Below are 20,990 nucleotides of genomic sequence, written 5' to 3'. Positions count from 1 at the left end.
TCTGCATGATAGGACAACGAATTAGTGACCGGTATGTGATTATCGAGGGCATCGGTGGGGGCGGAATGGCAAACGTCTATTTAGCTCTAGATGTGATTTTAGATCGTCACGTGGCGGTTAAAGTACTTCAGCCCCAGTTCTCAGATGATGAACAGTTTATTAAACGATTTCGAAGAGAAGCACAAGCAGCAACAAGCTTAGCTCACCCAAATATTGTGAATATCTTTGATGTTGGAGAAGAAGGCAATTTATATTATATCGTGATGGAATATGTGAAGGGGCAGACTCTAAAGGAGTTAATTCAACAAGAAGGACCACTTCAAGTAGAAGTTGCCCTAGGCTACCTTAAACAAATTCTAGCTGCAATGGCACACGCCCATGCGAACCAAATCGTGCATAGGGATATTAAACCACATAATATTTTAATTAGTGAAGACGGTGAAGCAAAAGTAGCTGATTTTGGTATCGCACGAGCGATGTCAGCTGCGACCATTACGCATACGAACTCTGTCATGGGTTCTGTTCACTATTTATCACCTGAGCAAGCACGTGGTGGTCATATTACCTACCGTTCTGATATTTATTCTCTTGGCATCGTGTTTTATGAAATGCTCTCAGGAGTGTTACCTTTTTCAGGTGATACAGCTGTTTCTATTGCAATAAAACATTTACAAAACGATATGCCATCCATTCGAAACATCAACCAATCGATTCCCCAAAGTGTAGAAAATATGATCCATAAAGCCACAATGAAGGATCCAGCTGCAAGGTATCAAACGGCTGAGGAAATGGAAGAGGATGCATATACACTTCTAGACCCAGAGCGATCGGATGAAACACCTTATACGGTGAAAAAGGAAGACGATCATGAAGTGACAAAAGCGGTTCCGATTGTTGGTAAGCTTCCAGAATCGGTTGATTTAGAAAAAACGATTGCAGCGGAACCGACAAAACCTGTCCAACAGGTTACAGAAAGTAAACCGCCTCAAGCAGAGCCGATTGCCAAACCGAAAAAACCAAAAAAGCGAAAGAAATGGCTCATTATTCTTGTCCTAACGGCTCTCTTTACTTTAGTCGTAGGGGCCACTGCGTTTGCGATTTTACCAAGTGTTTTTCGTGTGGGAGAAGTAACCATTCCAGATATCATTGATGAACCGATTGAAGAAGCAGAGCAAACCCTTGAAGATCTTCGTTTGACTGTAGATATTCAAGAGGTTGAGGATGACTCAGTTGATTCAGGGAATGTCATTTCAGTAAATCCACGTGTAGGATCCTCTGTAAAAGAAGGCTCGACGGTTCGAGTGCAGGTGAGTGGTGTAGAAGAAGAGATTACCTTGCAAGACTATGTAGACTTGCCCATTGAGCAAGCAGAACGGTTGCTAGAGCAATTAAACGTTACAGTTGAAAGAGTAACGAGGGAAAGCAATGAAAAGCCTGAAGGCACGGTCATTAGTCAAACACCAGTTGCAGGTTCAACCATTGTACCCTCAAATACTCCAGTCTATTTAACCTATGCGGTTGAGAGTCAAATTCGTCTTTCAAATCTAGAGGGTGAAACGGAAGAGGAAGCTCGTTCTTACTTCAATAATGAAGGGTTAAGAGGTCGGTTTTCCTTTGAATATAGCGATACAATTGCCGAAGGGAGAATCATCTCTCAAGATCCTGAGCCATTTGAAATGCTCGATCCAGGCAGCAACGTAGAAGTGGTTGTGTCCAGAGGAGCAGAAGGCGAATCTCCTGGAGGGACAGCCCCTCCAGCAACGGATACCCCAGGTGATGACGAACCGGATGATGAGGAAGAACCGAGTCGAGTCATTGATGTTAGTCAACCAGTAGAAGTATCGCAGCAGGAACAAGAGGATGGAAAAGTGTTTGACATCCGAATTGTTTATCGTGATGCCTCAACGGAAGGCGAGGACGAAGTGTTTGTAGATGAAGAGATTTCCGAATCAAAAACATACACCATTCCAATCCGAGTAAGCCCAAGCTACTCTGGTTCATTTGATCTGTATATTAACGACGAATTAATCAAAAGCTCAAGTGAACGAACGTATGAATGATAGTAACTGATGATGCACTTGGGACATTACACAAACTGATTAGAAGATGTCGAATGATTTTTAAATCAAATCATTCGACATTCGTATTTAACTAAACGAGCGGGTGTGAACCCGAGACTCCTGTGGATAAGTGCGCGGTGAAGACACAGGAGCGACGGTTTTTCGCGGATGTGGCTGAGGCCGTACCCGCGGGTGCGAGGGATTCTCCTGTAGCGGTTAAGTTGCTTAATTCGTGTTTTCATAAGCGAATTTATGTTTTGTCCTAGCTCCATCTCATTTGCTAAGTTTTTCACACAAAGACACGCATCAACTCTAATAAATGAACGAGAAAGAAGGTTTTTATGCCAAATGGATTAATCGTAAAATCACTTAGTGGATTTTATTATGTGCAAGATGGAGATTCGTATATTCAATGTCGAGGTCGGGGATTGTTCCGTAAGCAGAAGCGCAAGCCTTTAGTTGGAGACCGCGTGGAATATGAGGCTGAAAACATCACAGACGGCTATATCATGGAATTACTAGAGCGGAAGAACGAATTGGTTCGTCCTCCTATAGCGAATGTTGATCAAGTTCTACTCGTGTTCTCTGCCCTAGAGCCTGAATTTAGCACGTTGTTACTTGACCGATTTTTAGTCCACATCGAAGCAAGTGGAATTGAACCAGTCATTTTAATAAGTAAAATGGATTTAGTAAATTCAGAGCAGGAAGCAGAGATTCGTAACTACGTTAAGGACTACGAAGCAATCGGGTACCGTGTTCGATTAACGTCTAAAGAAGACGAGCAGGGTGTGGAATGGTTGATGCCAGATCTGAATGACCGTGTTTCTGTTGTAGCAGGTCAATCCGGAGTGGGGAAATCGTCTTTATTAAATGCATTAAAGCCTAATTTGCAAATTGAAACCGACGAAATCTCTACCCATCTAGGCCGTGGTAAGCATACAACTAGACATGTAGAATTATTGAGTATTGGCACTGGTTTAGTAGCTGATACACCAGGATTTAGTTCGGTTGAGTTCACAGAGATTGAAGCAGAGGACCTGGGCCTTAATTTTCCTGAAATTGCAAAACGGTTACCGGATTGTAAATTTCGTGGGTGTTTGCATACATCCGAACCGAAATGCGCAGTAAAAGATGCAGTACAGGAAGGTGCAATTCAATCATATCGATATGAGCATTATCTATCATTTTTAGACGAAATTCATCAGAGAAAAAGGAGATACTAACATGATTAAAATCGCTCCTTCTATTTTATCAGCCGATTTTGCAAAACTTGGAGCAGAAATTCAAGATGTAGAAGCAAGTGGTGCTGACTATATTCATGTGGATGCAATGGATGGACATTTTGTACCAAATTTAACAATCGGACCGTTAATCGTAGAAGCCATTAGACCGTATACAAAACTACCATTGGATGTTCATTTGATGCTCTCAAATCCGGACCAATACATAGAAGCGTTTGCAAAAGCAGGAGCTGATATTATTTCTGTTCATGTTGAGGCATGCACACATCTACATAGAACCATTCAATTGATTAAACAGCACGGGGTGAAGGCAGGTATTGTCTTAAATCCAGCCACACCAGTCAGTTCAGTTGTCCCCATTTTAAAAGATGTGGATCTTGTCCTGCAAATGTCGGTAAACCCTGGGTTTGGCGGACAACAGTTTATTGAGGGAGTTTTAGGCAATATTTCAGAGCTCGCTGCATACAGTAAACGTGATGGGTATTCCTTTGAAGTAGAAGTTGACGGAGGAGTTAATACTCAAACAGCCAAGGCCTGCCTTGACGCTGGTGCTACTGTCCTTGTTGCTGGATCAGCCATTTTTGGTGAGTCTGATCGTCGCAAAGCGATCCAAGACATTCGCAACTCTCAATCTGTGACGCAATAATAGTTCTGTTTTGGAGTTTTAGGGCATAGCATGGTGGTAAAGAATAGCTTGGCTGTTCTCGGAAGACAACGTAGGCTTTATTCATTCATTTTTGGGGGAGAAAGCTTAGTGTGACGCAAGCGTTAGAAATCGGTAAGAATTTTAACACATCTCGTTGTCACGTTGTGATCAGCTGTGTTGGCGAATTTCGCTAAGGAGGAGGAGCCATGAAGTTTTATACTATCAAGCTGCCCAAGTTTCTCGGTGGATTTGTGAGGGCTGTACTTAGTTCATTTAAAAAAGCCTAGCAAAAAAGCACCGAATATACGGTGCTTTTTTGCTAGGTTCAATTAAACACGTTGTACTTTTCCTGATTTAAGCGCGCGAGCTGAAACGTATACGCGTTTCGGCTTACCGTCTACAAGAATACGTACCTTTTGTACGTTAACTCCCCAACGGCGCTTAGTTTTGTTTAAAGCGTGAGAACGCTTATTACCAGTACGGGCTTTTTTGCCTGTAATATGACAAACACGGGCCATGACTTGCACCTCCTTATTCATTCCACCTTACGATGAGACCAATTCATACTCGAATATCTTAGCATAGGCATAAAGAGAAAGCAATAGAAAGTAACAACTTTATCAAGGGAGAATCCTTGACACTCCTATTGTTTCTTTCCTATTCGCCTAATGTATAGTAAAATAAAGCTAATGTGCAGTTCTTAAAGGAGGATACATATGTCTATTGAAATGAAAACTCAACTTGGAATGGTAGATGTTTCAAGAGATGTTGTCGCAACGGTAGCCGGTGGAGCAGCGGTTGACTGCTATGGAATCGTTGGTATGGCTTCACAAAAACAAATAAAAGATGGTTTGTCTGATTTACTGGGTAAAGAGAATTTCCGTCGAGGCGTCGTAATTCGCGAGGTAGAAGAGGACATTCATATTGATATGTATATTATCGTAAGCTACGGTACTAAAATTTCTGAAGTAGCACATAACGTACAAACAAAAGTGAAATATCAACTGGAACAGATGCTTGGATTAGATGTTGGTTCTGTTAACATCTTTGTACAAGGTGTTCGAGTGTTAAACACTTAGGGGTAGTTAGGAGGAAATGTTGTGACGGTTAAGAGACTAGAAGCAAATAAGCTTGCTCATATGTTTATTGAGGGAGCGGATAATTTATCGAGGCACGTTAAGATTGTGGACTCCCTAAATGTGTTTCCAGTCCCAGACGGTGATACAGGGACAAATATGAATCTTTCAATCACATCAGGTGTGAAGGAAGTGCAAGCACAAACGGCAAAGGATGCAGCGACTATCGCTGCTTCCTTTGCTAAAGGTTTGTTAATGGGGGCTAGAGGAAATTCAGGAGTCATTTTATCTCAGCTTTTTAGAGGGTTTTCTAAAGCAGTAGAAGGCAAGGAGAAACTAAATGCTGAAGACTTCGCCAAAGCGTTTGAAAAAGGCGTTGAAACGGCATATAAGGCGGTTATTAAACCTGTAGAAGGAACGATCCTAACGGTTGCCAAGGACTCAGCCAAACAAGCTGTAAAATCTGCTAAGAAGAACGATGACATCATCGTTGTTATGAGTGATTTGATTAAAGAAGCTAAAGCATCCTTAAAGCGGACACCGGATCTTCTGCCTGTTTTAAAAGAAGTGGGCGTAGTAGATTCTGGTGGACAGGGCTTGCTATACATCTATGAAGGGTTTCTTGCTGTTCTTGAAGGAAAAAAGTTAAAAGATCAGCAGCCAGTCACTCCTAATATGGACGACCTGGTTAAAATTGAACACCATCATCAATCAGCGCAAAGCCACATGGCGACGGAAGATATTGAATTTGGCTATTGCACAGAAGTCATGGTTCGTTTTGATCAAGAACGTCTGAAAAACGAAGCATTTATTGAAGAAGATTTCCGTAATGAATTAAGTGAGATTGGTGATTCATTACTTGTGGTATCTGATGAAGACTTACTCAAAGTTCATATTCACGCAGAATATCCGGGTGAGGTCTTATCTCGCGCGCAACGTTACGGTGATTTTATTAATATTAAGATTGAGAATATGCGAGAGCAGCATACGCATCTTCTTGATGAAACACAGGCATTTTATGGTGCTTCCGAACAAGCGGAGACACAAAAAGAAACGCCTAAAAGTGAGTTTGGAATTGTAACCGTTTCGATGGGCGAAGGAGTTTCTAAACTCTTTAAGGGATTAGGTGCACAAGAGGTCATTCAAGGCGGTCAAACCATGAATCCAAGCACCGAGGATATTGTTAGCGCAATTAACAAAGTGAATGCGAAAAATATATTGATTCTGCCAAACAACGGTAATATTATAATGGCTGCAGAACAGGCAGCTGACGTTGTGGACTCAAAAGCCATCGTGATTCCGTCAAAAACGGTGCCACAGGGACTGGCAGCTTTGCTTGCATTTAACCCTTCGATTGATATTGAAAAGAATGCGTCTCATATGAATGAAGCGATGAAAGCAGTAAAGTCAGGTCAGGTAACGTATGCCGTTCGAGACACACAAATTGAAGGCTTGCAAATTCAAAAAGACGATTATATTGGCATTGCCGATAAAAAAATCGTGAACACTCACAAGGATCTAGTTGAAGCGGCCAAGGAGCTTCTTTCTCATATGATCGATGAAGACAGTGAGATGGTTACCGTTTTGGCAGGTGAAGATGTATCAGAACGTGAAACCAAAGCGTTGATTCAATATCTTGAAGACACATTTACGGATGTTGAACTCGATATTCATCAAGGGGATCAGCCATTATATTCTTATATTTTTTCTGTTGAATAATGAGCTCAGCAGAAAAGGAGGGATGTACCAATGTCAAAGATACGAATAGTTACAGACAGTACAGCCGATATTCCTCGGGAGCTCGTAGATCAATGGGGAATTGAAGTAATTCCTTTAAACGTAGTGTTTTCTGAAGTAGAAACCTATGAAGACGGAGTGACATTAAGTCCAAAAGATTTTTACGAGAAGCTAAAGACGGATGCGGTCATGCCAACAACGTCTCAGCCAACTCCGCATCAATTTGAACAACTATATCGGTCTCTTCATTCAGACGGAGCTGAAGTGATTTATTCGATTCACTTATCTTCGAAACTAAGTGGTACATTTCAATCAGCAACCATTGCCAAACAAGCATTAGAAGATAAGCTTGATATTCGAGTGATTGATTCTAAGCAGGCTTCTTATGCGATTGGTATTATTGTGGCTGAGATGGCCAGAATGGCTAATGAAGGCCAGCCTGTTAACGTTTTAGATGAACAATTAGAACATTTATTACAAGAGACGACTGTTTATTTCTTGGTAGATACCTTACAATATCTTCAGAAGAACGGGCGTATTGGAAAGGCTTCGGCCATTTTAGGTTCCTTATTAAAGGTTAAACCGATTCTTTCATTATCTAAAGAGGGCGAGGTTTATCCGTTTGATAAGGCTCGCGGACCTAAAAAAGCAGTAGCTCGAATTATTGAAGCAATTAAAGAACAATATGGAGATGAACCAATTCATATTGGAGCGTCTCATGCACTAAATGAAGAGCTTGCGAATGAGTTAATAGATCGAGTGAAACAAGAATGTCAGGTGGAATCTGTTGTGATTACATCGATTGGAGCAGTTATTGGTGCTCATGTAGGTCCAGGAACTGTTTCTATTTCTTGTACAAAAGCTACGAACAAATAAATTCTTTAAAAAGACTGACGCTTCCATTCAGGTCAGTCTTTTTTTACGAAAGAGAGAGGGATTCGATATGAAATATCGGACCGTTTTTGATATTATTGGTCCTATTATGATTGGTCCTTCTAGCTCGCACACTGCTGGTGCTGCTAGAATTGGACGTGTTGCCCGTACGTTATTTAACGGCAATCCAACAGAGGCAAACATCTATTTATATGGCTCGTTTGCACAAACCTATAAAGGACATGGAACCGATGTAGCAGTCGTTGGGGGCATCCTAGATTTTGATACACACGATCCTAGAATCCAGCAATCAGAAATGTTAGCGAAAAAAGCTGGGATTGCCGTTTCATTCCATGAAGAAGATGCCATCACGGATCATCCTAATACAATGCGAATTGTCCTTGAAAACGAGCAGAAATCAATGGAGCTGGTAGGCATTTCGATTGGCGGCGGTAAAATTGAGATCATTGAGATGAATGGGTTTAAGCTACGTTTATCTGGAAACCATCCAGCGATTTTTGTTGTGCATCATGATCGTTACGGTGTAATTGCAGCAGTCTCAAATTTACTAGCAAAATATGAAATGAATATCGGACATATGGAAGTATCAAGAAGAGAAAAAGGAGAAGAGGCCTTAATGGTAATGGAAGTTGACCAAAATGTTGAACAAAAGTTACTAGATGAGCTCTCCTCACTGCCAAATATAAAATTAGTATCAAATATTCACGAATAAGAATAGGAGGGTTATTATGTTTCGGAATGCAGCTGAATTAATAGAAAGAGCCGTATCTGATGAGATTTCCATTGCCGAAGTGATGATACAACAAGAAGTGGAAGAAACAGGACGGTCGCGTGAGCAAGTCATTGAGCGAATGCGCGCAAACTTAGATGTCATGAAAGCAGCGGTAAAGAGAGGAACGACGGAAGATATTAAATCCGTATCTGGGTTAACCGGCGGCGATGCGAAAAAGCTGCAAGCGTATATCGCAAAAGGAAACACGCTCGGTGGAGATAACTTACTTGATTCAGTCAGTAAGGCGATGGCTACAAATGAAGTTAATGCGGCGATGGGTACGATTTGTGCAACGCCTACAGCAGGAGCAGCTGGAGTAGTACCGGGTGTACTATTTGGAATGCAAAACAGACTACAACCAACTGACGATGAAATGATTGATTATTTGTTTGCAGCGGGTGCATTTGGTTTTGTCATTGCCAACAATGCGTCCATATCCGGAGCGGCTGGTGGTTGTCAAGCAGAAGTAGGTTCTGCGTCAGCAATGGCAGCAGCGGCACTTGTACAATTGGCGGGCGGAACTCCAGAACAATCAGGAGAGGCGCTTGCGATCGCACTTAAGAATCTGCTAGGACTTGTCTGTGATCCGGTAGCTGGATTAGTTGAAGTTCCTTGTGTAAAACGTAATGCAATGGGTGCCTCTGTGGCCATTACTGCAGCTGACATGGCGCTAGCTGGTATTACAAGCCGTATTCCATGTGATGAAGTGATTGATGCCATGTATCGTATTGGTCAAACGATGCCAGTTGCCTTAAAAGAAACAGCTCAGGGCGGACTTGCAGCAACACCAACAGGGCGTAGACTTGAAGCTGAAATATTTGGAGTGTCGATGGACAAATGAGTATAAATCCTCATAAACGCCCGATTACAGATGTAACTGGTATCGGCGAAGAGAGGGCAAAACTGTTTGAAGGATTAAAGCTTAAAACAGTTGGGGATCTTCTTGAGTATTTTCCTTTCAGATATGAAGATTACAAAGTAAAGGATCTTCAATCTGCAGAGCATGATGAACGAGTTACGGTTATTGGGACTATCCATAGTGAGCCTTCTGTCCGATACTATGGAAAAAAGAAAAACCGTTTATCATTCCGAATGCTTGTAGGAAAATTGCTTGTTACCGTTACGTTTTTTAATCGAGGGTTTCTAAAAAAACAATTAGCAGTTAGCGCAGAAGTAACGGTTTCTGGAAAATGGGATCGCCACCGTATGACGATTACCGGAACAGAACTTCACCAAGGTGTGATGGAACAGGAACAAACCATTGAACCTGTATATTCCGCTTCAGGGACTGTCCCAAGTAAGATGATTAAAGGAGCCATCTCGCAAGCATTAAAGCAATTTGGCCAAGAACTACCTGAGCCACTGCCTGAGTCGGTTCGAACAAAGTATAAGCTTGTATCTAAGCAAGTAGCTGTGACTCAGCTCCATCACCCAACTGATCAAGGGGCTGTAAAACAAGCGAGAAGACGTATGGTGTATGAGGAATTTCTAGCGTTTCAATTAAAGATGCAGCTATTTAGAAAAGTTCAACGAGAACAAAGTAGTGGACAGGCGATAACGGTTGACCAAGAAATTCTAAACACATTCATTGGATCCTTGCCTTTTCCATTAACAAATGCTCAGCAGCGTGTTATTCAAGAAGTCGTTCGTGATTTAGCATCCCCTTACCAAATGAACCGTTTGTTGCAAGGTGACGTAGGCTCCGGGAAAACGGTAGTTGCCGCTGCCTGCTTGTACGGTGTGATGTGTGAGGGGTATCAGACAGCACTTATGGTTCCAACAGAGATTCTGGCTGAACAGCATTTAGAATCACTAAAAGGCTGGCTAGAGCCGTTAGGAAAACGAGTGGAGCTATTTAGCGGTTCTCTTAAAGGGAAACGTCGTCGTGAATTGCTTCAAGATTTAGCAGATGGTGCCATTGATTTGGCCGTTGGTACACATGCGTTAATACAAGATGATGTTGTGTTTAACCGGCTAGGCTTTGCGATCACAGATGAGCAGCACCGATTTGGTGTGAATCAGCGAAGGCAACTCCGTAGTAAGGGAGAGCATGTTGATGTGCTCTTTATGACAGCAACTCCGATCCCAAGAACTCTTGCCATTTCTGTCTTTGGTGATATGGATGTTTCAATTCTTGATGAAATGCCTGCTGGTAGAAAGCCAATCGAAACCTACTGGGCGAAGCATGACATGCTTGATCGTGTTCTGGGATTTGTTGAGCGTGAGTTACAGCAAGGGCGACAAGCCTATGTGATTTGTCCACTTATTGAAGAATCTGAAATGCTTGATGTTCAGAATGCTTTGGATGTGCACCAAATTTTAACCGGGTATTTTAAAGAACGCTTTGCTGTAGGCTTAATGCATGGCAGGTTGAGCTCTGATGAAAAAGACGAGGTCATGGGACTCTTTGATCAAAATAAAACGCAGGTGCTTGTTTCCACGACCGTTGTCGAGGTAGGAGTTAACGTCCCAAATGCAACCATGATGGTCATTTATGATGCGGACCGTTTTGGACTGGCTCAGCTTCACCAATTACGTGGTCGAGTTGGCCGGGGGGATGCACAATCCTATTGTGTGTTACTTGCTGATCCGAAAACGGAAAATGGGCGCGAACGGATGCGAATTATGACTGAAACAAATGATGGATTTGTTTTATCAGAAAGAGACCTTGAGCTACGGGGGCCGGGAGATTTCTTTGGAGCCAAGCAAAGTGGGCTGCCAGATTTTAAGGTAGCAGATGTTGTTCACGATTATCGCACACTTGAAGTGGCAAGACAGGATGCACAGGCGTTGGTTGAATCCACGCATTTCTGGGAGGATCCTGAGTATCAATGGTTAAGAGAGTATCTAGAAACAACGGGTGCGCTCGATCAAGGTAAACTAGATTAGCAGTTGAAATCAAACAACATTCATGTTTATACTACTCTTAGGACCTAGTCATAAGAGTAGTTTCGGTCAGGGAAAAGGGGGACAGCTAAGAATGAGACGTAAAAAAAAGGACAGGCAGGCCCTTCTTCAGGAGACCTTACAGCAACACCCGTTTATGACAGACGAAGAACTTGCGGTTCATTTTGAAGTAAGTATTCAAACAATACGACTAGACCGTATGGAGCTGTCCATCCCGGAGTTGCGTGAACGAATTAAAGGCGTCGCCGAAAGGCAATTAGATGAATTACAATCCATTTCTGCAGAAGAAGTTTTTGGTGAAATTATAGATTTGCAACTAGATGAAAGAGCCATATCGATCTTTGAAGTGAGTAAGGATGAAGTGTTTAGTAAGTCAGGAATTGCTCGTGGACATTATTTGTTTGCGCAGGCGAACTCTCTAGCTGTTGCCGTCATTAACGACGAACTGGCGTTAACGGCTAAAGCGACAATTAGGTTTAAGCGTCAAGTAAGAAGCGGAGAAAGAGTTGTTGCAAAAGCAACTGTCACGCGTCTTGAAAAAGAAAGAACAATGGTTTCCGTTGAGAGCTATGTGGAAAAAGAAAAAGTGTTCCAAGGGGAATTTATTATGTACCGTTCAAGTCCAAAGACAGAGTCTTGAATATGAAGGAGGAAGCTGAGTGAAAATTGCTCTAGACGCAATGGGTGGAGATCATGCACCTCGCGCGCAAACAGTTGGCGCAATGAGAGCTGTTCAAGAATTTAAAGAACTTGAAATCACCTTAATTGGGGATGAACAATCAATTCGTTCCCATCTTACAAATGAAGAACGAATTTCGATTATACATACAACAGAAAAGATCGAAGACACCGATAAGCCAACTCACGCGGTCAGAAGGAAAAAGGACGCTTCTATGGTTCTCGCTGTGCGTGAAGTAAAGGAAGGCAGAGCGGATGCCTGTATCTCGTCTGGTAATACAGGTGCATTAATGACTGCGGGACTTTTGCATGTTGGTCGAATTAAAGGCGTTGATCGCCCTGCCCTTGCTCCTATGCTACCAACAATGGGTGGGAGTGGCTTTCTCCTTTTAGATGTTGGCGCAAATATGGATGCTAAGCCACAGCATCTTTTGCAGCACGCTGTTATTGGAAGTACGTATATGCAGCTTGTGAAAAATGTGTCAAAGCCTCGGGTAGGTCTTCTAAACGTAGGAACAGAAAGTGGAAAAGGGAACGAGTTAACAAAAGCAACGTTTCCTTTGCTTGAGCAATCAGACCTTCATTTTATCGGCAATGTAGAAGCGCGTGACTTGTTAGAAGGAGTTGCAGATGTTGTTGTTTGTGACGGGTTTTCGGGAAATCTCGTTTTAAAGACAATTGAAGGAACCGCTTCATCGCTCTTTGGATTAATCAAACAAGAGCTGACTAAATCCGTAAAAAACAAGCTGGCTGCAGGAGTCCTAAAGCCTACATTTCGCGATATCAAAACACAGATGAGCTACTCTGAATACGGTGGAGCCGGATTATTTGGCTTACGTTCACCTGTAATCAAAGCACATGGATCCTCTGATGAAACAGCGATATTCCATGCTATTCGACAAGCCAAACTGATGGTAGAACAGCAGGTTGCCGCCCTCGTGAAAGCAGAGCTTGCAAAAATGCCTCAAGCAGAGGAAGAAAAGGGAGAGTCATAATGGGTAAAATTGCGTTTTTATTTCCAGGTCAAGGGTCACAAAAAGTGGGAATGGGAGCTGAGTTGTACGAAACAGAAGCATCCAGCAAACACATTTTTGACCTTGCTGATCAAACACTAGGGTATTCGTTAAGTCAAGTGATGAAAGAGGGGCCAGAAGAGTCACTTAGACGAACAGAGAATACACAACCGGCTCTTGTAACAATGAGTTTGGCCGTTCTTGAGTTAGTGAAAGAAGCTGGAATTAAACCTGATTATGTAGCAGGTCACAGTTTAGGTGAGTACAGTGCGCTTGCAGCAGCAGGAGCAATGTCATACGAAACGGCTATTGAATCTGTGCATAACAGAGGACTCTTTATGGAAGAGGCTGTTCCATTTGGTGTAGGCTCAATGGCAGCTGTCTTAGGTCTAGACGCTGATAGCCTACGTAAGATTAGTGAGGATGTAGCAAGTACAGGGGAAGTGGCTGAGCTTGCAAACTTAAACTGCCCTGGGCAAATTGTTATTTCAGGGACGGCAAAGGGAGTGGAGCAAGCGGGTGAACTAGCGCGTGAGGCCGGAGCAAAGCGTGTATTGCCACTACAAGTAAGTGGCCCGTTCCATTCAAGTCTAATGAAGCCTGCTGCTGAGAAACTAGCTGCACTTCTAGCAAACAAAGAGATTCAAGATATACAAACACCAGTGATTGCAAATGTTACGGCAAAAGAAACGACCTCTGGTGAAGCGATTCGAGAGCAACTTGTGGAGCAGGTCTACTCCTCTGTTCGCTGGGAAGAGAGTATTAAGCACCTCATTGATCTTGGAGTAGATACATTTATTGAGATTGGCTCTGGAAATGTATTAACAGGACTTATGAGAAAAATTGATCGTAGTGTTGCAGCTTACGCGGTATCTGATCGTAATAGTGTGGAAGACGTAGCAGCGGAACTAAAGGGGGATGCATGATGTTAAAAGAACAAGTAGCCATCGTAACAGGCGCATCCAGAGGGCTAGGACAAGCCATTGCAATGGAGCTCGCTGAAAAGGGCGCCAAAATCGTCGTAAATTATGCAGGAAGCAAGGAAAGAGCGGAGCAGGTTGTTGAAGACATTAAACAATTAGGCGGAGAAGCGATTGCTGTACAAGCAGACGTTGCAGACTCCGAGCAGGTTCAAGCGCTTATTAAGCAGTCAATCGAAACATTTGGTCGAATTGATATTCTAGTTAATAATGCAGGGATTACAAGAGACAATTTACTTATGCGTATGAAGGAAGATGACTGGGATGCGGTAGTGAACACCAATTTAAAAGGTGTATTTAACTGTGCAAAAGGTGTATCCAGACAAATGATGAAGCAACGTTATGGACGTATCATCAATGTTTCTTCTGTGGTTGCTGTTATGGGTAATGCAGGACAAGCCAATTATGTTGCCGCCAAAGCGGGTGTAATTGGCCTGACAAAATCAATGGCTAAAGAGCTTGCTAACCGGAACATTCATGTAAATGCGGTAGCACCAGGCTTTATTGAGAGCGATATGACTGAGGTACTAAGTGAGGAAGTAAAAGCGCAGTACCTGACTCAAATTCCTCTAGGAGCCCTTGGAGAAGCTAAGCAAGTGGCGTCTGTTGTTCGTTTCCTAGCAAGCAGTGATGCAGACTATATGACTGGTCAAACACTACATGTAGATGGCGGGTTAGTAATGCCCTAGATGAATGAGGCGGCAAAGTGCTTCTTGACAGGTTCTTAAAATGCCGTTAGAATTCATCTAGCTGAGATACAAGCTATTTTGAGAGGAGGTGAATGAACATGGCAGATACACTTTCACGTGTGACTAAAATTGTTGTCGACCGTCTTGATATTGATGAGGCGCAAGTTAAACCTGAGGCATCTTTTAAAGATGATTTAGGAGCAGATTCACTAGATGTGGTGGAACTTGTAATGGAACTTGAAGACGAATTTGACATTGAAATTTCTGATGAAGAAGCAGAAAAAATTGCAACTGTTGGAGACGTTATTTCTTACATAGACAGCCAGCAGTAATCTAGTTAATCCCATGTGGCTTCTGCCATATGGGATTTATTTATGATCTGTGAGCAGAACTTTGTAATTTTTGCTTAGCTTTTTGCAAAAACTTTGATACAATTTAGGTGTAAGTTTATTTTCCGTGTTGGAGGTCACCATGCCACATCAATCAAAGCCTTATCGTAAATCAAGAAATCATGACAAAAAAGGCGGTGGACGTCGTCTGATTTTGTCCGAAGAACAAAAGCGTCAATTTGATGACCTGCTAGTCCGAACCGGATTAACGTTTGAAAACCGTAAGTTATTAATTCAGGCTTTTACGCATTCATCTTATGTGAATGAGCATCGCTTATATGCCGCGACTGATAATGAGCGACTAGAATTCCTCGGAGATGCAGTTTTAGAACTTGCCGTTTCCCAATACCTGTACAAAAAGTACAAGAACATGAGTGAGGGTGACATGACCAAGCTTCGTGCTTCGATTGTTTGTGAACCATCACTTGCAAGATTTGCAACGGAGCTAGACTTTGGCAAACTTGTTCTACTGGGAAAAGGTGAAGAAGTAACGGGAGGGCGAGTTCGTCCAGCGCTACTTGCAGATGTATTCGAAGGATTTATTGGTGCGCTTTATCTGGATCAAGGCTTGGACGCCGTTTATTTGTTTCTTAGCCAAACGATGTATCCAAAGATCAATGAGGGTGCTTTTTCGCATAAAATGGATTTTAAGAGTCAACTTCAGGAATTCATCCAACGAGATGGTCTTGGCGTCCTTCAGTATGTAATCATACAAGAAAGAGGTCCAGCTCATGACCGAGAATTCGTATCAGAAGTACAACTAAACGGTACGCCGCTTGGGGATGGAATTGGTCGTTCCAAAAAAGAAGCAGAACAGCTAGCCGCGAAACTCGCGCTTGAAAAGCTAAACGCTAATACCCGAAGCAGGTAATGGTACAGATTATTGATGCAAAAAAGGCTGTCGATGTACTCGCAGCCTTTTTTACATGGTTATGATTTGCGTAATTGACCAAGCTCCGACACAATGGCTTCCATTTCACGAACGGAAACGGAACGTTGCTTTTGCACCCATTCAAAAATGTCACGAATGTCTTCGTAGGAAGAAGCATCGAACTTCTCGGCATTCAGGGCTCCAGCATTAACGGTTTGAAGCTTGTTTTCAATTTCCTTAAGCATATAATTCATATTTTCAGCTGTGTTCATTGATAAGTCCATATAGGACCTCCTTTACCATTACATAAAGCTAATCCTATCATAATCGTACCCGTTTGTCCCAACCCTTTAGAAATCTCTTAAATCGTTCTAAAGTGTGATAAACTAAAATCTAAAGTGTCTAGAGCAAGGAGGGAATGCATGTTCCTCAAACGATTAGAAGTGAAGGGATTTAAATCCTTCGCTGAACAAGTAAATGTTGAGTTTGTGCCAGGTGTAACGGCTGTAGTCGGTCCGAACGGAAGTGGGAAAAGTAATATCTCAGATAGTATTCGTTGGGTGCTTGGTGAACAGTCTGCGAAATCACTACGCGGAGCCAAGATGGAAGACATCATTTTCGCCGGGAGTGACTCCAGAAAATCAGTAAATGTCGCCGAAGTTAGTTTGATTTTAGATAATGAGGATCAGCATTTAAATATTGATTATAGTGAGGTTAGCGTCACCAGACGAGTGTATCGATCAGGTGAAAGTGAGTATCTCTTAAATCGTCAGCCTTGCAGGTTAAAGGATATTGTGGAATTGTTTCTTGATTCAGGACTAGGCCGGGAAGCCTATTCCATTATTGGTCAAGGAAAGATTGAAGAAATCTTGAGCAGCAAGTCAGACGATCGGCGCCTTATTTTTGAAGAAGCGGCAGGCGTCTTAAAATACAAAACACGTAAGATTCAAGCTGAAAAGCGATTAAATGAAACGCAAGAAAACGTGAACCGTGTAGAAGATATTTTACATGAACTTGAATCCCAGGTTGAGCCATTACGCGAGCAATCGTCCATTGCCAAAGAATTCATTGAAGCAGAAAAGAAACGTAAGAAAGAAGACATTACGATCACTGCTGCTGAAATCAATAACCTACACGCACGATGGACTGAAGCTAAACAAAAGCTTGCGGCATTTAAAACACAGCTTGATGTACATGAGAAAACCATTCAGCAGTCAGAAGAAGCGATCACATCGTGTCGCGCGGAATCCAAAGCCGTAGCTGAGGCCTTGCAAAAAGCACAGGAGCGTCGTCTCCATGTAAGTGAGGAATTAGAAAAAAACGAGGGACGCAGAGGTGTCTTGCAGGAGCGTCAGAAAAATGCGGTTTATAATATTGATCAGCTCACAGAAGACATTGCCGATAAATCTTCGAAGCTTGAGAGTCTAGAAGAGACAGCAGCGGCAAGACAAGAGCTTGTTGAAAAAGAAAAAGCTGAATTAAATCGCTGGAGAGCCGAGCTACGTTCACTTGAAGGTGTACTTCAAGGAAGTGGACCTGGAATTGAAGCAAAGCTTGATCAGCTTAAGGCTGATTACATTGAAGTTCTAAACGAACAGGCTTCCATTCGTAATGAACAGCGATATTTAGAAGAACAAAAGCGTCAGCAATCCTTTAAGCGTGATCGAATAGTAAAAGAACACGCCGATTCAAAAACAAATCGGAACAGCTTAACGCAACAACTTAACGATGCACAAGAGCTAGTGACAAGCATGCATGATGAGCTTGAACAACTAACGCTTGAGGAACAAACGATTACAGCCAATCAAGCAAAGCTTGAAGAAGACTATCAACGGAATGAATCGAAGCTGTATGAAGCCTATCGTATCTTACAAAAATCTAAATCAAGAACCGAAGCCCTGCGTGAGATGGAATCAGATTTCACTGGATTTTATCAAGGTGTTAAAGAGATTCTTAAAGCACGTGACGGGCAACTACAGGGGATACGCGGGGCAGTCGCTGAACTCGTTCGCACTGAGAAGCAGCATGAGCTTGCGATTGAGACGGCGCTTGGGGCACAAGCTCAGCATGTGGTCGTAACAAACGAACAACATGCCCGAGAAGCGATACGCTTTTTAAAACAAAAACGTTTTGGCCGTGCTACGTTTTTACCAATGTCAGTTATCAAGCCACGGATGATGCCTGATGCTCAATTACGTATCATTGCAAGCGAGGACGAGTTTGTCGGTTTAGCCATTCAGCTTATCCGCTATGATGAAGAGTATCAGCACGTCCTTTCTAATTTGCTTGGTTCCATTGTTGTTGCTAAAACGCTTGAAGGCGCAAATAAGCTAGCTGCCATGATTGGACATCGCTTCCGCATTGTGACTCTTGAAGGAGACGTGGTGAACCCGGGTGGATCCATGACGGGTGGTAGTGTGAAACAAAACCAAACATCTCTAGTTGGGCGTAAGCGTGAGCTTGATGATCTAACGCATCAAACCGAAAAGCTAGAACATACGGTGCATCAATTAGAGCAGCAGATGCAACAACAAAAGCAACAACGAGCACAACAGCGAACAGAACACGCTAATGTTCAGCAAAAGATTCAAGCAAAACGCTCGGAATGGCAGGAGCAGCGTTCGCGCTTGAAGGAGCTGGAGCTCACTTCGGCGAATATGGAACAACAGTATTCACGAATGGATCGTGAGGAAGCAGCGGCTGCAAGAGAAGAACAAGCTGTCATAGACCGCTTAGACGCTTTAGCAAAAGCACTTGTAGAAACAAACAAACGTGAGCAACAATGGAAGCTTGAAATTGAAGAGTTAGAGGCACAATTAAAAGAACAACAGAACTCCAGAGAAGATCTTCAAGAAAAGCTTGTGCGCGTACGAATTGGGGAAGCTGAATCCAAGCAGCGTGTGAAACACGTAAGTGAGCAGTTTGATTTTACAAGTCAACAGCTAACGGATCTAAAAACGGAGCTTAAAGATTTACGCGAAGAGTTTGAGTTGCTCTCCTCATCCATGAATAGTGGTTCGAGTGGAGAAGAACAGCTAACGGAACAGATTCATTCGTTACGAACAGAAAAAGAGAGCGTTCAGCAACAGCTGAAATCCCTTGAAGAGAAGCGCGCGAAGCTTGATGACCAGTATACTGAGCTTGAAGAACAATTAAAACGAAATCAAAGTCATTATGCACTTGTACACGATGACTATAAGCATCAGGATGTACGCTTAAACCGCCTTGATGTTGATCTTGAACATCGCTTGGAGAAGCTTCGCGTAGAATATGAGCTATCTTTTGAAGCGGCAGTAAAAGATTATCCTCTAGAAGGCTCGATCGATGATGCGAAAACACGATTAAAGCTTTTAAAGTTAACGATTGAAGAGCTTGGTCCAGTGAATCTTGGTTCAATCGAAGAGTTTGAGCGAGTGAACGAGCGCTACTCGTTTTTACTTGAGCAACAACAGGATTTACTCGAAGCAAAGGAAACCTTGCATCAGGTCATTGCGGAGATGGATGAAGAAATGACGAATCGCTTTTTGCATACTTTCACTCAAGTAAGAGGACATTTCCAAGAAGTGTTCCGTGAGCTGTTTGGTGGCGGAGAAGCCGATCTTGTCTTAACAGATCCATCTAATATACTTTCAACTGGTGTTGATATTATGGCTCGTCCTCCTGGTAAAAAGCTGCAGCACCTAGCGTTATTATCAGGTGGGGAGCGTGCGTTAACAGCAATTGCTTTGTTGTTCTCCATTTTAAAAGTAAGACCTGTGCCATTCTGTGTACTTGATGAGGTCGAAGCTGCTCTTGATGAAGCGAATGTAAGCCGCTTTGCGCAGTATTTAAAAGATTTCTCGGAAGCAACTCAATTTATCGTCATTACTCACCGCAGTGGAACGATGGAAGAAGCAGATGTTTTATATGGTGTGACCATGCAGGAATCAGGTGTATCTAGGCTTGTTTCGGTTAGACTGGAAGAAACAAAGGAACTAATTGAAAGCTAGGAGGAAAGAACATGAGTTTTTTTAAGAAGCTAAAAGATAAAATTACAAATCAAACAACAGAAGTAACAGATAAGTTTAAATCAGGTCTTGAAAAAACAAGAGAATCATTTGCCGGTAAAATGAATGAGCTTGTTTATAAATACCGTAAAGTTGATGAAGACTTTTTTGAGGAGCTAGAAGAACTATTAATTAGTTCTGACGTAGGTGTTTCTACAGTAATGGAGCTTGTAGAACAGTTAAAAGACGAGGTTCGCCTGCGTAACTTAAAGGATACAAAAGATGTTCAACCTGTGATCTCTGAGCTCCTTGCAAATATGCTAGATGAAGGAAAAGAAGCTCAAGAGCTGAACCTGCAAACAGATGGACTGACAGTTATTTTAGTAGTGGGTGTGAACGGTGTAGGAAAAACAACATCGATTGGAAAAATGGCTCACTACTTAACGCAAGAAGGCAAAAAAGTAATGCTCGCTGCTGGAGACACATTCCGTGCTGGAGCCATTGATCAGCTTGAGGTGTGGGGCGAGCGTGTTGGAGCAGATGTCATTAAGCAGCAAGCAGGAAGTGATCCAGCAGCTGTTATGTATGACGCGATTCAGGCAGCTAAGTCAAGAGGCGCAGATGTTCTTCTGTGCGATACGGCTGGACGCTTGCAGAATAAAGTGAACTTAATGAACGAGCTGGAAAAGGTTAAGCGTGTCATTGAACGTGAAGTTCCAGGTGCACCACATGAAGTTCTGCTTGTCTTAGACGGGACAACGGGCCAAAATGCGATGGTACAAGCCAAAACATTTGGTCAATCAACAGATGTAACAGGAATCGTTCTAACGAAGCTTGATGGGACGGCTAAAGGTGGAATCATTATGGCCATTAAGCGTGAGCTTGATATTCCAGTTAAATTTGTCGGACTTGGTGAGCAGAAGGATGACCTGCAGCCATTCCAGGCAGATCAGTTTGTCTATGGGCTCTTTAAGGATGTTCTGGACTCTCCAGAGGACGTACAATCGAGTTAAATCGTTATGTTAAGAAAAAAACTTGACACAAGAGCGCC

The 20,990-nt window shown here is 42.6% G+C and carries 20 protein-coding genes; 18 read left to right on the top strand and 2 right to left on the bottom strand.

Going from position 1 to position 20,990, the window contains the following annotated elements; genetic code table 11:
- Positions 1–5: 5 nt before the first annotated feature.
- The 4 genes from pknB (at position 6) to spoVM (ending at position 4,234) form a co-directional block, all read left to right on the top strand.
- Positions 6–2,060, top strand: a complete 2,055-nt coding sequence (pknB, locus tag NSQ54_11865) for a Stk1 family PASTA domain-containing Ser/Thr kinase (GenBank protein WYP25023.1) — start codon at positions 6–8, stop codon at positions 2,058–2,060.
- Positions 2,061–2,401: 341 nt separating this feature from the next.
- On the top strand, positions 2,402–3,283 hold the full coding sequence (gene rsgA, locus NSQ54_11860; protein WYP25022.1) for a ribosome small subunit-dependent GTPase A: 882 nt from the start codon (positions 2,402–2,404) through the stop codon (positions 3,281–3,283).
- 1 nt (position 3,284) lies between these two features.
- On the top strand, positions 3,285–3,947 hold the full coding sequence (gene rpe, locus NSQ54_11855) for a ribulose-phosphate 3-epimerase (protein ID WYP25021.1): 663 nt from the start codon (positions 3,285–3,287) through the stop codon (positions 3,945–3,947).
- Between the two features lie 206 nt (positions 3,948–4,153).
- Positions 4,154–4,234: a stage V sporulation protein SpoVM gene (spoVM, locus tag NSQ54_11850; protein WYP28552.1), complete on the top strand. Its 81-nt coding sequence runs from the start codon at positions 4,154–4,156 to the stop codon at positions 4,232–4,234.
- 42 nt (positions 4,235–4,276) lie between these two features.
- On the opposite strand, the gene rpmB is transcribed toward spoVM, so the two are convergent.
- On the bottom strand, positions 4,277–4,465 hold the full coding sequence (rpmB, locus tag NSQ54_11845; protein ID WYP25020.1) for a 50S ribosomal protein L28: 189 nt from the start codon (positions 4,463–4,465) through the stop codon (positions 4,277–4,279).
- A gap of 198 nt (positions 4,466–4,663) precedes the next feature.
- Here rpmB and NSQ54_11840 point away from each other — a divergent pair, with 198 nt between their 5' ends.
- The 12 genes from NSQ54_11840 (at position 4,664) to rnc (ending at position 15,953) form a co-directional block, all read left to right on the top strand.
- Complete coding sequence (locus NSQ54_11840; GenBank protein ID WYP25019.1) at positions 4,664–5,026, top strand: Asp23/Gls24 family envelope stress response protein; 363 nt, start codon at positions 4,664–4,666, stop codon at positions 5,024–5,026.
- 21 nt (positions 5,027–5,047) lie between these two features.
- On the top strand, positions 5,048–6,742 hold the full coding sequence (locus NSQ54_11835; protein WYP25018.1) for a DAK2 domain-containing protein: 1,695 nt from the start codon (positions 5,048–5,050) through the stop codon (positions 6,740–6,742).
- A gap of 30 nt (positions 6,743–6,772) precedes the next feature.
- The gene (locus NSQ54_11830) at positions 6,773–7,636 is read left to right on the top strand and encodes a DegV family protein (protein WYP25017.1); all 864 of its coding nucleotides are present in this window, start codon (positions 6,773–6,775) and stop codon (positions 7,634–7,636) included.
- A gap of 67 nt (positions 7,637–7,703) precedes the next feature.
- A complete protein-coding gene (gene sdaAB, locus NSQ54_11825) occupies positions 7,704–8,366 on the top strand; it encodes an L-serine ammonia-lyase, iron-sulfur-dependent subunit beta (protein WYP25016.1) in 663 nt (220 codons plus the stop codon).
- Between the two features lie 16 nt (positions 8,367–8,382).
- A complete protein-coding gene (gene sdaAA, locus NSQ54_11820; protein ID WYP25015.1) occupies positions 8,383–9,267 on the top strand; it encodes an L-serine ammonia-lyase, iron-sulfur-dependent, subunit alpha in 885 nt (294 codons plus the stop codon).
- A gap of 2 nt (positions 9,268–9,269) precedes the next feature.
- A complete protein-coding gene (recG, locus tag NSQ54_11815) occupies positions 9,270–11,315 on the top strand; it encodes an ATP-dependent DNA helicase RecG (GenBank protein ID WYP28551.1) in 2,046 nt (681 codons plus the stop codon).
- 91 nt (positions 11,316–11,406) lie between these two features.
- Positions 11,407–11,973: a transcription factor FapR gene (gene fapR / locus NSQ54_11810; GenBank protein WYP25014.1), complete on the top strand. Its 567-nt coding sequence runs from the start codon at positions 11,407–11,409 to the stop codon at positions 11,971–11,973.
- Positions 11,974–11,992: 19 nt separating this feature from the next.
- The gene (gene plsX / locus NSQ54_11805; protein WYP25013.1) at positions 11,993–13,006 is read left to right on the top strand and encodes a phosphate acyltransferase PlsX; all 1,014 of its coding nucleotides are present in this window, start codon (positions 11,993–11,995) and stop codon (positions 13,004–13,006) included.
- Positions 13,006–13,950, top strand: coding sequence for an ACP S-malonyltransferase (gene fabD, locus NSQ54_11800; protein ID WYP25012.1), 945 nt, complete (start codon positions 13,006–13,008; stop codon positions 13,948–13,950). Before plsX ends, fabD begins: the two co-directional genes overlap by 1 nt.
- Entirely contained in the window at positions 13,950–14,693 is a 744-nt protein-coding gene (fabG, locus tag NSQ54_11795) for a 3-oxoacyl-[acyl-carrier-protein] reductase (protein WYP25011.1), read from the top strand. The genes fabD and fabG overlap by 1 nt, the downstream gene beginning before the upstream one ends.
- A gap of 98 nt (positions 14,694–14,791) precedes the next feature.
- Positions 14,792–15,025, top strand: coding sequence for an acyl carrier protein (gene acpP, locus NSQ54_11790; protein WYP25010.1), 234 nt, complete (start codon positions 14,792–14,794; stop codon positions 15,023–15,025).
- A 139-nt stretch (positions 15,026–15,164) separates the two neighbouring features.
- Positions 15,165–15,953, top strand: coding sequence for a ribonuclease III (gene rnc, locus NSQ54_11785; protein ID WYP25009.1), 789 nt, complete (start codon positions 15,165–15,167; stop codon positions 15,951–15,953).
- 59 nt (positions 15,954–16,012) lie between these two features.
- Here rnc and NSQ54_11780 read toward each other — a convergent pair whose 3' ends face one another.
- Complete coding sequence (locus NSQ54_11780) at positions 16,013–16,237, bottom strand: DUF1128 domain-containing protein (protein ID WYP25008.1); 225 nt, start codon at positions 16,235–16,237, stop codon at positions 16,013–16,015.
- Positions 16,238–16,375: 138 nt separating this feature from the next.
- Between NSQ54_11780 and smc the strand changes: the two genes are divergently transcribed.
- Both smc and ftsY read left to right on the top strand, forming a co-directional pair.
- Positions 16,376–19,942: a chromosome segregation protein SMC gene (smc, locus tag NSQ54_11775; protein WYP25007.1), complete on the top strand. Its 3,567-nt coding sequence runs from the start codon at positions 16,376–16,378 to the stop codon at positions 19,940–19,942.
- A gap of 11 nt (positions 19,943–19,953) precedes the next feature.
- A complete protein-coding gene (gene ftsY / locus NSQ54_11770) occupies positions 19,954–20,952 on the top strand; it encodes a signal recognition particle-docking protein FtsY (GenBank protein ID WYP25006.1) in 999 nt (332 codons plus the stop codon).
- Positions 20,953–20,990 lie beyond the last annotated feature (38 nt).

Origin of the sequence: Alkalihalobacillus sp. FSL W8-0930, assembly GCA_037965595.1 — a bacterium.
In the GTDB taxonomy this organism is placed as follows: domain Bacteria; phylum Bacillota; class Bacilli; order Bacillales; family Bacillaceae_D; genus Alkalicoccobacillus.
This window is presented reverse-complemented; position numbering and strand designations above follow the sequence as displayed.

Excerpts from the sequence above, each read along its gene's own strand:
- pknB (WYP25023.1), top strand. The coding sequence starts at position 6 with ATGATAGGACAACGAATTAGTGACCGGTATGTGATTATCGAGGGCATC.
- rsgA (WYP25022.1), top strand. The coding sequence starts at position 2,402 with ATGCCAAATGGATTAATCGTAAAATCACTTAGTGGATTTTATTATGTG.
- rpe (WYP25021.1), top strand. The coding sequence starts at position 3,285 with ATGATTAAAATCGCTCCTTCTATTTTATCAGCCGATTTTGCAAAACTT.
- spoVM (WYP28552.1), top strand. The coding sequence starts at position 4,154 with ATGAAGTTTTATACTATCAAGCTGCCCAAGTTTCTCGGTGGATTTGTG.
- rpmB (WYP25020.1), bottom strand. The coding sequence starts at position 4,465 with ATGGCCCGTGTTTGTCATATTACAGGCAAAAAAGCCCGTACTGGTAAT.
- NSQ54_11840 (WYP25019.1), top strand. The coding sequence starts at position 4,664 with ATGTCTATTGAAATGAAAACTCAACTTGGAATGGTAGATGTTTCAAGA.
- NSQ54_11830 (WYP25017.1), top strand. The coding sequence starts at position 6,773 with ATGTCAAAGATACGAATAGTTACAGACAGTACAGCCGATATTCCTCGG.
- sdaAB (WYP25016.1), top strand. The coding sequence starts at position 7,704 with ATGAAATATCGGACCGTTTTTGATATTATTGGTCCTATTATGATTGGT.
- sdaAA (WYP25015.1), top strand. The coding sequence starts at position 8,383 with ATGTTTCGGAATGCAGCTGAATTAATAGAAAGAGCCGTATCTGATGAG.
- fapR (WYP25014.1), top strand. The coding sequence starts at position 11,407 with ATGAGACGTAAAAAAAAGGACAGGCAGGCCCTTCTTCAGGAGACCTTA.
- fabD (WYP25012.1), top strand. The coding sequence starts at position 13,006 with ATGGGTAAAATTGCGTTTTTATTTCCAGGTCAAGGGTCACAAAAAGTG.
- fabG (WYP25011.1), top strand. The coding sequence starts at position 13,950 with ATGTTAAAAGAACAAGTAGCCATCGTAACAGGCGCATCCAGAGGGCTA.
- acpP (WYP25010.1), top strand. The coding sequence starts at position 14,792 with ATGGCAGATACACTTTCACGTGTGACTAAAATTGTTGTCGACCGTCTT.
- rnc (WYP25009.1), top strand. The coding sequence starts at position 15,165 with ATGCCACATCAATCAAAGCCTTATCGTAAATCAAGAAATCATGACAAA.
- NSQ54_11780 (WYP25008.1), bottom strand. The coding sequence starts at position 16,237 with ATGGACTTATCAATGAACACAGCTGAAAATATGAATTATATGCTTAAG.
- smc (WYP25007.1), top strand. The coding sequence starts at position 16,376 with ATGTTCCTCAAACGATTAGAAGTGAAGGGATTTAAATCCTTCGCTGAA.
- ftsY (WYP25006.1), top strand. The coding sequence starts at position 19,954 with ATGAGTTTTTTTAAGAAGCTAAAAGATAAAATTACAAATCAAACAACA.